The 12,634-nt window shown below is 66.8% G+C and carries 9 protein-coding genes and 1 pseudogene; all 10 read left to right on the plus strand.

Features of this window, described 5'->3' with window-relative positions:
- Positions 1-96: pseudogene (locus A5756_RS15885) on the plus strand (type VII secretion protein EsxI); the annotation flags it as partial.
- Positions 97-183: 87 nt separating this feature from the next.
- A complete protein-coding gene (locus tag A5756_RS15890; RefSeq protein ID WP_055405688.1) occupies positions 184-1,086 on the plus strand; it encodes an ESX secretion-associated protein EspG in 903 nt (300 codons plus the stop codon).
- Positions 1,087-1,350: 264 nt separating this feature from the next.
- Positions 1,351-2,862, plus strand: coding sequence for a type VII secretion integral membrane protein EccD (gene eccD / locus A5756_RS15895; protein WP_066954063.1), 1,512 nt, complete (start codon positions 1,351-1,353; stop codon positions 2,860-2,862).
- Positions 2,840-4,675, plus strand: a complete 1,836-nt coding sequence (locus A5756_RS15900; RefSeq protein WP_066954066.1) for a type VII secretion-associated serine protease mycosin — start codon at positions 2,840-2,842, stop codon at positions 4,673-4,675. Before eccD ends, A5756_RS15900 begins: the two co-directional genes overlap by 23 nt.
- Before the next feature lie 19 nt (positions 4,676-4,694).
- Complete coding sequence (gene eccE, locus A5756_RS15905; protein ID WP_066954069.1) at positions 4,695-5,891, plus strand: type VII secretion protein EccE; 1,197 nt, start codon at positions 4,695-4,697, stop codon at positions 5,889-5,891.
- Positions 5,888-7,720, plus strand: coding sequence for a type VII secretion AAA-ATPase EccA (eccA, locus tag A5756_RS15910; RefSeq protein ID WP_066954072.1), 1,833 nt, complete (start codon positions 5,888-5,890; stop codon positions 7,718-7,720). Before eccE ends, eccA begins: the two co-directional genes overlap by 4 nt.
- Positions 7,721-8,980: 1,260 nt before the next feature.
- Entirely contained in the window at positions 8,981-10,234 is a 1,254-nt protein-coding gene (locus tag A5756_RS15915; protein ID WP_066954075.1) for a PPE family protein, read from the plus strand.
- Between the two features lie 72 nt (positions 10,235-10,306).
- Positions 10,307-11,725: a PPE family protein gene (locus A5756_RS15920; RefSeq protein ID WP_066954078.1), complete on the plus strand. Its 1,419-nt coding sequence runs from the start codon at positions 10,307-10,309 to the stop codon at positions 11,723-11,725.
- 49 nt (positions 11,726-11,774) lie between these two features.
- Positions 11,775-12,098 carry a DUF732 domain-containing protein gene (locus A5756_RS15925; protein ID WP_066954081.1) on the plus strand — a complete coding sequence of 108 codons (324 nt, stop codon included), beginning with the start codon at positions 11,775-11,777 and terminating at the stop codon, positions 12,096-12,098.
- Between the two features lie 99 nt (positions 12,099-12,197).
- Positions 12,198-12,518, plus strand: coding sequence for a DUF732 domain-containing protein (locus A5756_RS15930; protein ID WP_066954084.1), 321 nt, complete (start codon positions 12,198-12,200; stop codon positions 12,516-12,518).
- Positions 12,519-12,634 lie beyond the last annotated feature (116 nt).

Consider the following 12,634-nt stretch of genomic DNA (forward strand, 5'->3'; position numbering starts at 1 on the left):
ATCTACGAGCAGGCCAACGCCCACGGGCAGAAGGTGCAGAGCGCCGGCAGCAACATGGCCAGCACCGACAGCGCCGTTGGGTCCAGCTGGGCCTAACCCCAACTTCAGGCGCGGCAGCACACCACAGGTCGGTGTGCTGCCGCGTCCTGCGGTTACCGTGCACTTTGAACCCTTGAGGTATTGATGGATCAGCAGACCGCCCGCACCGACATCACCGTTAACGTCGACGGTTTCTGGATGCTCCAGGCTCTCCTGGACATCCGGCACGTCGCCCCGGAATTGCGGTGCCGGCCATTTGTTTCTACCGACTCGAGCGACTGGCTCAACGAGCATCCCGGCATGGCGGTGATGCGCGAGCAGGGCATCGTCGAAAACGACCAGGTGAACGAACATGTGGCCGCTCGAATGAGGGTGCTGGCCGCGCCGGACCTCGAGGTCATCGCCCTGCTGTCGCGGGGCAAGCTGCTCTACGGCGTGGTCGACGACGAGAATCAGCCACCCGGGTCGCGCGACATCCCAGACAACGAGTTCCGGGTGGTGCTGGCCCGTCGCGGCCAGCACTGGGTGTCCGCGGTGCGTGTTGGCGGCGACATCACCGTCGATGACGTGGCGATCGCGGACAGCGCCTCGATCGCGTCCCTGGTGCTGGACGCGCTGGAGTCGATACACCACGCCGAGCCCGCGGCGATCAATGCGGTCAACGTGCCGCTGGAAGAGATGCTGGAAGCCACCAAGTCGTGGCAGGAGTCCGGCTTCAACGTGTTTTCCGGCGGCGACCTGCGGCGGATGGGCATCAGTGCCGCCACCGTGGCCGCGCTGGGACAGGCCCTTTCCGATCCCGCGGCCGAGGTCGCGGTGTACGCGCGTCAGTACCGGGACGACGCGAAGGGCCCCAGCGCTTCGGTGCTGTCGCTCAAGGACGGTTCCGGCGGCCGCATCGCGCTGTACCAGCAGGCGCGGACGGCCGGGTCGGGGGAGGCCTGGCTGGCCATCTGCCCGGCGACCCCCCAATTGGTGCAGGTGGGCGTCAAGACGGTGCTGGACACCCTTCCCTACGGCGAGTGGAAAACCCACAGCAGGGTCTGACATTCGACGAAACATAAAGTTCACCAATGTCTTTGCACTCAACATGCGGTTGAGAAGCCAACACGGCATACTTCTCTAAGAGATTCAGCAAATCTCAAACCACTGTCACCAAGGTTTTAATCGCGAGGCGGGGTAGATGGAATTCGGATTAGTCGAGCTGCGCTTTCCCGGGGGCCTCGGCGCCCCGGAAAGCCGGCCGGCGCAGACTCCCGCCCGGCTGGCGGCACGGGGTTACACATTCACGACGGTAAGGGGTTCAGGGCGATGACTGCGGTAGTTGAAGCGCTTCAGCCTGACGTTGAGGGAATTTCGCAACCTCGGGCGGTCGTGGTCGGCGTTATGGCCGGGGCGGGCGTACAGATCGGCGTCCTGCTGGACGCCAACGCCCCCGTCTCGGTGATGACCGAGCCGCTGCTGAAGGTGGTGAACAGCCGACTCAGGGAGCTCGGAGAAACCCCGCTGGAGGCCACGGGCCGCGGCAGGTGGGCGCTCTGCCTGGTGGACGGCAGCCCGTTGCGGGCCACCCAGTCCCTGACCGAACAGGACGTTTACGACGGCGACCGGCTGTGGATCCGGTTCATCCAGGACACCGAGCATCGCTCGCAGGTCATCGAGCACATCTCCACCGCGGTCGCGGCAAACCTGAGCAAGCGGTTCGCCGCGATCGATCCGGTGGTTGCGGTGCAGGTCGGTGCGTCGATGGTGGCGGCCGGGGTTACGGCTGCGTCCGGCTTGCTGCTCTGGTACCGCTGGCACCACAACTCCTGGCTGCCGACGGCGTACTCCGCGGTGATCGCCGCGGTGGTGCTGGGCGTCTCCCTGATGCTGCTGATGCGGGCCCGCACCCAGCAGGACCGCCGCATCGCCGACATCATGCTGCTGAGCGGCCTGGCGCCACTCACCGTCGCCGCCGCGGCGGCGCCGCCCGGTGGAGTGGGATCCCCGCACGCGGTGTTGGCCTTCGGCGTGCTCACCATCGCCGCGATGCTCGCCCTGCGTTTCACCGGCCGCCGGTTGGGCCTGTACACCGCGCTCATCACCATCAGCCTGGTCACGGCGATCGCGGCCCTAGCGCGAATGGTTGCGATGACCAGCGCGGTGACGCTGCTGACCAGCGTCGTCCTGGTGTGCGTGCTGATCTATCACACCGCGCCCGCGCTTTCGCGCCGACTGGCCGGCATTCGTCTGCCGGTCTTCCCGTCGGCGACCAGCCGGTGGGTGTTCGAGGCCCGGCCGGACCTGCCGACCACCGTGGTCCGCTCCGACGGTGGCCCCCCGGTCCTCGAGGGACCCGCATCCGTCCGCGACGTCTTGGTGCAGGCCGAACGCGCCCGCTCCTTCCTGACCGGCCTGTTGGTCGGGCTGGGCGTCCTGATGATCGTCTCGCTGGCGGCCTTGTCGGACCCGCACACCGGCCAACGCTGGCTACCGCTGTTGCTCGCCGGCTTCAGCGCCGGGTTCCTGATGCTGCGCGGACGCTCCTACGTCGACCGCTGGCAGGCGATCACCCTGGCGGTGACGGCCGTCCTCATCGTGGGCGCCGTGGTGGCGCGGTACGCGCTCGTGTTGCAGTCGCCCTTGGCCGTGTCGATCAGCGCGGCGATCCTGGTCCTGCTGCCGGCGGCCGGCCTCACGTCCGCGGCCGTGGTGCCCAACACCATCTACAGCCCGCTGTTCCGCAAGTTCGTGGAATGGATCGAATACCTCTGCCTGATGCCGATTTTCCCGCTGGCATTGTGGTTGATGAATGTCTATGCAGCAATCCGCTACCGGTAGTAGCAAGGTGTGGCGAGGGCGCGCTTCCGCGGCGGCCCTCGCCGCAATCTTGCTCGCCTCAGGAGCATTGGCCGGGTTACCGCCCGCTTATGCGATTTCGCCGCCGACGATCGATCCCGGCGCGGTGCCGCCCGACGGTCCGCCCGGCCCGTCGGCGCCGATGAAGCAGAATTCATACTGCACCGAGGTAGGCGTGCTGCCCGGCACAGATTTCCGGTTGCAACCCAAGTACATGGACATGCTGAACCTGCAGGAGGCATGGCAGTTCGGCCGCGGCGCCGGCATCAAGGTGGCCGTCATCGACACCGGTGTGAGCCCCCACCCTCGGTTTCCGCGCCTGATCCCCGGCGGTGACTACGTCATGGGCGGCGACGGGCTGTCGGACTGCGACGCCCACGGCACGATCGTGGCCTCGATGATCGGCGCCGCGCCGGCCAACGGCGCTGGAGTGCCACCGGCCGCGCCGCGACGGCCGGTCACCATCCCCACCACCGAACCGCCACCGAAAGCGCCGCCGCCGCAGACGGTGACGTTGTCGCCCTTGCCGCAGACCGTGACGATGGTTCCGCCTTCGCCGACGGAGCAACAGCCGGCTCCGGGACCGTTCGGGCTGCCACCGCCCGCGCCCGCGCCCGCGCCTGCAGGTCCACCGCCGGGACCGCCGCAGGGCGGGCAGGCCCCGGCCGGCAACCACGGCGGCGGCACGGTGACCATACCGAGCTATTCCGGTGGGAGCCGCGTTGTCGGAGTCGACAACTCACGCGGCCCGCGCCCGCTGGATCCGCCGCCCAGCCCGCCACCTCCGCCTCCGGCACCGCCCTCGGCTGGTCCTGACGCGTTCAGCGGTGTCGCCCCGGATGTGGACATCATCGGGATCCGCCAGTCGAGCCAGGCCTTCGGCCTCAAGGACGCCTACACCGGCGACGAAGATCCGCAGACTCGCGCGAAGATCGACGGCGTCCAGACGATGGCCCGGGCAATCGTGCACGCCGCCAACATGGGCGCGCAGATCATCAACATCTCCGATGTGACGTGCATGAGCGCGCGCAACATCGTCGACCAGCGCGCGCTGGGCGCCGCGGTGCGTTATGCGGCGGTCGACAAGAACGCCGTGATCGTGGCCGCGGCCGGCGACACTAGCAAGAAGGACTGCAAGCAGAACCCGGCGCATGATCCGTTGCAGCCCAACGATCCTCGCAACTGGAGCTCCGTCACCACCGTCGTGACGCCGTCCTGGTTCAGCGACTATGTCCTGACGGTGGGCGCTGTCGACGAGGATGGCCGGCCGATGACCCAGGGCAACCAGGGTCAGGCATCGACGAGCGTGGCCGGTCCCTGGGTGGGCATCGCCGCGCCCGGCACCGACGTCATCGGGCTATCCCCCCGGGACGACGGCGTCATCAACGCGATTGACGGGCCGGACAACTCGTTGCTGGTTCCGTCCGGCACCAGCTTCTCGGCCGCGATCGTGTCCGGCGTCGCCGCGCTGGTTCGCGCGAAGTTCCCTCAGCTGTCGGCGTATCAGGTCATCAACCGGCTGACCCGAACCGCCCGCGCGCCGGCGCGCGGCGTGGATAACCAGATTGGGCACGGCATCGTCGACCCGGTGGCGGCACTGACGTGGGACGTACCCGAAGGACCGTTGAAGCCGCCGCAGCAACTTTCGGCGCCGCTGAACATACCGAAGCCCGCCCCACCCCGGGATATGGTGCCAGTGTGGGTGGCCGCCGGGGGCCTGCTCGGGGCGTTACTGATCGGTGGGGGCGTTTTTGGAACGGCGATGCTGATGAAGCGATCGCGGAAGCAGCAATAAGGGCGGAGCAGCAACAGTCATGAAAGCTCAGCGCAGGTTCGGTTTGTCATTGTCGTGGCCGCGGGTCACCGCGGTGCTCCTGGTAGACGTCGCGATCTTGGTGGTGGCCAGCCACTGCCCGGAGTCCTGGCAGGGCACCTACCGCATCGCGTTCTGGGTGGGGGTCGGGCTGGCGGCGTTGATCGCCCTGTTCTCGCTGATCACCTACCACGGCGTGACGGTGACATCGGCATTGGCCACCTGGCTGTGGGATTGGTCGGCCGATCCCGGCACCGCGCTGGGCGCCGGCTGCACGCCGGTGCTCGATTACCAGCGTCGGTTCGGACGCGACAAGGTCGGCGTGCGCGAATACGAGGGCCAGCTGGTCTCGGTCATCGCGGTGAACGGGGGCGACGACGACGCTTCGTCGCGTCACCGGCACCGGACGTCGCCGCCCACCCTGCTGGTGCAAGCAGTGGCAGATGGGTTGCGGCAGTTCGACATTCACCTCGATAACATCGACATCGTGTCGGTGAAGGTGCGCCGCGGTGGCAACGCCGCCGAGTTGTCGAAGCTCGACGACTGGGGCCCCGAGGAGTGGGAGGTGGCGAACGGCGAGCCCTCCTCCTACGTTCGCCGCACCTGGCTGGTGTTGCGGATGAACCCGCAACGCAACATCGCCGCTGTGGCGGTCCGCGATTCGCTGGCTTCGACTTTGGTCGCGGCCACCGAGCGGCTGGCTCAAGATCTCGATGGAATGACCTGTGCCGCAAGGCCGTTGACCGCCGAGGAGATCACCGAGGTCGACCGCGCGGTGCTGGCCGACCTGGAGCCCACCTGGAGCCGGCCCGGCTGGCGCCACCTCAAGCACTTCAACGGCTTCACCACCAGCTTCTGGGTGACGCCCGCCGACATCACCACCGACACGCTCGACGAGCTGTGGCAGGCGGACACCGTCGCCACCGTGCTGACGGTCCGGCTCACCGCTCGCGCGGGCCGGCCGCAGGTGTCGGCCTGGGTGCGCTACCACACCGAGAAGCGGCTGCCCCGGAACGTTTCGTCCGGCCTCAATCGCCTCACCGGGCGTCAGCTGGCCGCGGTCCGCGCCAGCCTCCCAGCCCCCGCGACACATGCCTCGCTGGTCGTGCCGTGCCGTGCCGTGCGTGGCGACGACGAGCTCACGCTGTCGGTCGGTCAGCTGCGAGAGAGCCCGGCGGGCGTGCCTGTGGCGCAATGACGCGGCCCCAATCGACCGCTGAGGGCGCCCGCAATGCGATGGTCGCCGGCTTGCTGGCATCGGGGATATCGGTCAACGGGCTCCAACCCAGTCACAACCCGCAGGTGGCGTCGCAGATGTTCACCACGGCCAGCAACCTGGACCCTGGGATGTGCGACGCGTGGCTGGCGCGGTTGCTCGCGGGGGAGCGGAGCATCGAGGTGCTCGCCGGTGCGTGGGCGTCGATTCGCACGTTCGGATGGGAGACCCGCCGGCTCGGGGTCACCGACTTGCACTTCCGTCCCCAGGTCTCCGACGGCATGTTCCTGCAGCTGGCTGTCACCAGCGTCGAGTCACTGGCGTGCGCTTACGCGGCCGTGCTCGCCGAGGCCAAACGCTACGAGGAGGCGGCGGAACTGCTCGACGGGGTCGAGCCCCGCCAACCATTTGAGCAGGAGCTGGTCGACTACGCGCGGGGCATCCTGTATTTCCGCACCGGGCGGTGGCCGGATGTGCTCAACCAATTCCCGGAGGGCAAGGTCTGGCGTCAGCCCGAACTGAAGGCCGCCGGTGCGGCGATGGCGACGACGGCGCTGGCATCACTCGGCGTCTTCGAGGAGGCGATCCGGCGGGGCCAGGACGCGATTGAAGGAGACCGCGTTCCGGGAGCGGCCAACATCGCCCTCTACACCCAAGGGATGTGCCTGCGGCACCTGGGCCGCGAGGAAGAGGCCGTCGAGCTGTTGCGCCGGGTGTATTCGCGGGATCCGAAGTTCAGCCCGGCGCGCGAAGCGCTGGATAACCCGAACTATCGACTGGTCCTGACCGACCCGGAAACCATTGAGGCGCGCACGGATCCGTGGGACGCGGACAGCGCGCCAACCCGGGAGGAGACGGAGGCCGCTCGCCACGCCGAGGAGGCCGCACGGTACCTGGCCGAGGGTGACGCCGAGCTCAACGCGATGCTGGGCATGGAACGCGCCAAGCGGGAAATCAAGCTCATCAAGGCGACGACGAAGGTGAACCTGGCCCGCGCCAAGATGGGCCTTCCCGTGCCGGTGACCTCACGCCACACACTGCTGCTGGGTCCGCCCGGGACCGGCAAAACCTCGGTGGCGCGGGCCTTCAGCAAACAGTTGTGCGGCTTGACGGTGCTGCGCAAGCCGGTGGTGGTCGAAACCAGCCGCACCAAGCTGCTGGGCCGGTACATGGCCGACGCGGAGAAGAACACCGAGGAGATGCTCGAGGAGGCTCTCGGCGGAGCGGTCTTCTTCGACGAGATGCACACGTTGCACGAGAAGGGCTACCAGCAGGGTGACCCGTACGGCAACGCGATCATCAATACGTTGCTGTTGTACATGGAGAACCATCGCGATGAGCTCGTCGTCTTCGGTGCCGGTTACGCGAAGGCGATGGAGAAGATGCTGGACGTGAATCAGGGTCTGCGGCGGCGGTTTTCGACCGTGATCGAGTTCTTCAGCTATACGCCGGACGAGCTGGTCGCGTTGACCCGATTGATGGGCCAGGAGAACGAGGACGTCATCACCGAGGAAGCGGCGCATTCCCTATTGCCTTCGTACACAAGGTTTTATCTCGACGAGAGTTACTCCGAAGACGGGGACCTGATCCGCGGCATCGATACGCTCGGAAATGCCGGTTTCGTGCGCAACGTGGTCGAGAAGGCCCGCGATCACCGCAGTTTCCGTCTGGACGACGAGGACCTGGATGCGGTGCTGGCCAGCGACGTTACCGAGTTCAGCGAGCGGCAGCTTCTGCGGTTCAAGGAGCTGACCCAAGACGACCTGGCCGAGGGCCTCAGCGCGGCGGTCGCCGAGAACAAGACGACGTAGGTCGCGCCGCGAGTTCGCCTCATCTGGTTCCTGCCGGGCGCCGCGGCTTGGCGTCGAATCAGCCCTCCGCAGGGTCTGCGGCGGTGTCAGGTATTCCGCGGTGAGCAACCGATGCGGCAGCGGTCCGCGATACGAAGTCCATCCGCCGACCCGGCCGGCATGACGATGGCCCTAAGGGCTTCTACAAACTAGTTTTTGAGGATGAGGGCACGTTCAGCAACGTCACAGGCGTCGCAGCGGAGTCTTCAAGACTGGCCGAAACCCGCGGTGACCAGCCAAGCAGGGCCTCCCAGGAAACTGTCAGCAGCTAATCAGCGGCGCGGCAGACTAGTTCATCTACCCTGCGTGTGGGTGAACAGCAGGGGAACGCTATGGCAATTGGTTATCAGTTCGGCGACGTAGACAGGCGGGGAGCCATCGTGCGCGTCCGGGCGGCGTCGGTGGTGACCGAGCGTCGGCCTCGTTCGCCACGTACCGGCGGCGCGCGACTGCCGCAACCGCGCGCACTTGTGGGCCCGCCGGGAGTTGGGTCGCAGCTTCCGGGTGATCCAGCAACGGCCGACGCTCCGCGGGCAAACGTTCTAGACCGCCGGCAGCAACATGGCCAGCACCGACAACGCCGTCGGGTCCGGTTGGGTGTAATTGCGTCCCGGCCGGGTTGACACGCTTGCTCTGAACTTGCGGGTTTAATCCACGGCTTACATTGCGCATATGCTCCATATGCGTTCTTCTGGCGTCGTGCCATATGGCGATAGGAGGGATTCAGCGCTTCCAATCCGTCCTGCATTTGACCGGAAAACAATTTAGCGCGATCGATAATAACGTCGATCCGTAGGGATTTTATTGCCAAAAATGGCGGTTTGCGCGTCGCGCTAAACCGCGGCCTAGCTGCGCCGACACCGTCAGTTACCTCGATGTATGCAAAATCACACGCGGATAGCCGTGCGCCTGAAGTTCTCACAAGAGCCGATGGCGGTGTGACATTTGCTTTTTACAGTTTGTTACGTGGAGGGAACGCGGGCTGAAATGCGTTACCGTCACAATCCCCTTATATTCATGGGCGGATGGCGGGTCAAGTCGCGCATTCTTCGTGAGGACTTCAGTTCGGGGAGGGAATGGCCTGTTGTTTGAAGTATGTGGAATGAGCTCGTGGCGTCAAAAACGGATCTGATGGATTTCATTAGAACCTTGCCGCGGTTGCGGCAGAGGCAGCAAAGCCGCGCCTACCCTGGCGGCCACTTGAGGGACGGGAGGTAGTCGATGTTGGACTTCGGGGCGCTTCCGCCGGAGATCAACTCGGGGCGGATGTACGTCGGTGCTGGGTCGGGTCCGCTGCTGTCCGCTGCGGCGGCGTGGGACGAATTGGCCGCGGAGCTGCAGGCCACAAGCGCCTCGTACGGCTCGACCATCGAGACGCTGGCGACGGGGCCGTGGACGGGTCCGTCGTCGATAGCAATGGCCGCAGCCGCCGCGCCCTACGTGGCGTGGATGAATGCCACCGGTGCCCAGGCGGAGGAGGCCGGCGCCCAGGCCAAGCTGGCCGCCGGCGCCTACGAGGCGGCGTTCGCGGCCACGGTGCCGCCACCGGTGATCGCGGCCAATCGCGCGCTGCTGGCAACGCTCATCGCCACCAACATCCTCGGCCAGAACACCCCGGCGATCGCCGCCACCGAAGCCCAATACATGGAGATGTGGGCCCAGGACGCCGCCGCAATGTACGGCTACGCGGCGTCATCGGCGACCGCATCCCAACTGACGCCGTTCGCCGAGCCGCCGCGGACCACCAACGAGTCGCCCGGCCCGATGCAGGCGGCCGCGGTCACGCAGTCGGGTGCGCAGTCGAGCTCCAACACCGCCTCTCAGCTGAGCTCGTTGCAACCCCTGCTGAACGCCGGCAACGTGGCGGCAACGAACCCTACGACGGGGACTGGGCTCACCACCGGAATCGGGCAAAACCTCGACTACTGGAACAACATCTGGTCGGTGCTGACGGGCCCGTACTCCCCCCAGTCATGGAGCAGCGTCCCGGGTGGCCCGTTCCTGTCCTTCGGTCAGGCGTACGCCTGGGGCCAGAACGGTCAGAGCGCCGCGGCGTATTTGTCCGGCCCGAAGGCGATCTCCGGGGCACTGGCGCCGCTGACCAGCGGACCCAGCGCTGTGCGGCCCATGCTGAGCTCCGCCGTCGGACCGGTTTCGGGGTCCATGGGCAAAGCGTCCCTGGTCGGCAGCATGTCGGTACCGCAGGGCTGGACGGAGGCGGCGCCGACGATCCGCACTGTCGCCCAGGTGATGCCCACCAACCTGGCCGCCGCCCCGGCCGCTGCGCTGGCCGGCGAAGAGGGCGTCTTCAGCCAAATGGGTCTGTCCAGCCTGCTGGGGCGGGCCGTCGCCGCCAGCGCGACCCACCCCATGAGCGGGAGTGCCGCCGCGGCGGCCAGCTCGCTGGGCGGTGCCGTTGCCGAGGCCGACCCGGCCGCCGCCACCATCATCGTGATCCCGTGCATCGAGGAGTGACCGCCATGAACGCACCGCACGCCAACCCAGCACCGTCCACTCAACCGCCAGCCACCAGGTAAGGGATCACAGATGTTTTACGGAGCCTTTCCGCCGGAGTTCAATTCGGGCCGGATGTATGCCGGTCCGGGACCGGAGTCGTTGGTGGCGGCCGCGACCGCATGGGAGAACCTGGCCGCGGAGTTGCAGTCTGCGGCGTCGGCCTATTCGTCGGTGGTTTCGAGTCTGGCCACCGGGCCATGGGTGGGCCCCTCATCAGTTGCCATGGCCTCGGCAGCCGCGCCCTATGTGACCTGGATGCAGGAGACCGCGATTCAGGCCCAGGAAGCCGCCACTCAGGCCAGCGCGGCGGTAGCCGCGTACGAGGCGGCGTTCGCTGCGCATGTGCCGCCCCCGGTGATCGCGGAGAACCGTGCCCTGTTGGCGCAGCTGATGGCGACCAACCTGTTCGGGCAGAACACAGCCGCAATCGCGGCCACCGAGACCCAGTACAGCGAGATGTGGGCCCAGGACGCAGTGGCGATGGACAGCTACGCCACCTCGTCGGAGGCGGCCTCGAGGTTTACGCCGTTCGCGGAGCCGCCCGCGACCACGAACACTGCCGGCACAACCATGCAGGCGGCCGCACTAAGCCAAAGTGCCGGCACCTCCGCCGGCAATGCGGGGTCAACGGTCAGCGCGGCAGCCAGCTCGCTGACCACGACCGCGACGGCGGGTAACCCGATACTGGCATGGCTCTCGCAGCTCGCGACCCAATACAACACCACCATCACCACCTTCTTGAAAGGCTTCGGCACCACTCCTGGCGGCACCCCGCTGATCACGGCCATGTACAACGCGGTCAAGGTGCCGTTGGGGCTGACCACACAGTTCAACGACGTCGGATTGCTGATCAACTTCCCCGTGTCGCAGTGGCTCAAGTTTGCCCCGCCCGCCGCCTACGGCGCGTTACCGAAGGACGCGCTCGGCGCCGGGCTGGGGGCATTGGGCTTCGGCCGGGGCACGCTCTACGACGCGATCAGCCCGACGGCGGGCTTCGCGCGCGGCACATTGGTCGGCCAGTTGAGCGTTCCGCCCAGCTGGGCCTCGGCCACCCCGGCCATCCGAACCGTTGCCGCCGCCCTGTCGGCGGCGGGGCCCGAGGCGGTGCCCGCGGCGGCGCTGGGCGAGGGCAGCCTGTTCAGTTCGATGGGGATGGCGGGGATGCTGGGCAGCGCCCTCGGTTCCGGGGGGCCCACCGTGGTCGGTGCCGGCGTCCGCAACCGGATGAAGCCCATCAAAGATCTCAAAGACAAGCAATCGCCGGAACAGCTGAAGCGTCTGGTCGCGCAGATTTCGGAGAAACCCGAAACCGTGCAGCACCACAACGTCGACCAGGAGGGCCTCGACGCCCTGCTCGAGCAGCTGGCGAAGAAACCCGGCATTCACGCCGTGCACCTGAAAAAGGGCGACAAGTCCAAAGTCCTGCCCGCCGATGCCCAATTAGGTTAACGGGCAACATGATTCAAGCTCCTGCAGCTATGCGCAAGGAAGGCGAGCAATGAAGCGGTTACTGGTTCTACTGGGCGTCCCGGTGATGATCGGCCTGGCCGCACCGGCATATGCCGACCCTCCACCCGTGCCGGACGGCGACGACGGGGCGTTCCTCGCCGCCCTGCATCAGGCCGGCTTCGGCTTCGCAAGTCCGGATGCGGCCGTCGGGGCGGGCCGGGCGGTGTGTTCGTGCCTGAACAACGGGGAATCGGGCTTGGAACTGGTCCATGACGTCAAGATGCACAATCCGGGCATGGACATGGAGATGGCTTCCAACTTCGCCATGATCTCCGCGAAATACTACTGCCCGCACCAGCTCAGCAAGGCCTGATCGGGGCTTGCCAAGGTCGTATTACACTGACCCACAAGCCATTTCGCTAAGCTGAGCCAGTGCTGCAGTCGGTGTCGCGCCATGAGACAATCACCGGTTATGAGGCTGCTGCTGGCGCTGATCGCCGTTCCGGCCGCGATCCTGCTGGCCGCGCCCGCGCAGAGCGAGCCGGATGCGGGCGGCGTCGACGAGGCGGGCTTTCTCGCGTCGCTGCGAAGCGCGGGTATCACCTACAAGACGCCGGAGGCAGCCGTCCAATTCGCCCAAGCGGTGTGCACTGCGATGGGCAATGGCGAGTACGGCCCCCAGATGGTCAACGATTTGAAGGGCCAAAATCCCGGGCTCACTACGGAACACGCCACGTCGTTCCTGGCGATCGCCGCGAAATTCTACTGTCCCCAGCAACTCAACAAGAGCTAGCCTGGCGTCGGCCATAACGGGGAACCGTTTGGCGGCGGACGGGTTTCGCACGCATGGCCGCAACGCATCCGGTTCGACTCGGGGCCACCTGCCGTTCACCTGAGAATGATTAGCTC

Origin of the sequence: Mycobacterium sp. 852002-53434_SCH5985345 (assembly GCF_001667155.1) — a bacterium.
In the GTDB taxonomy this organism is placed as follows: Bacteria; Actinomycetota; Actinomycetes; order Mycobacteriales; family Mycobacteriaceae; genus Mycobacterium.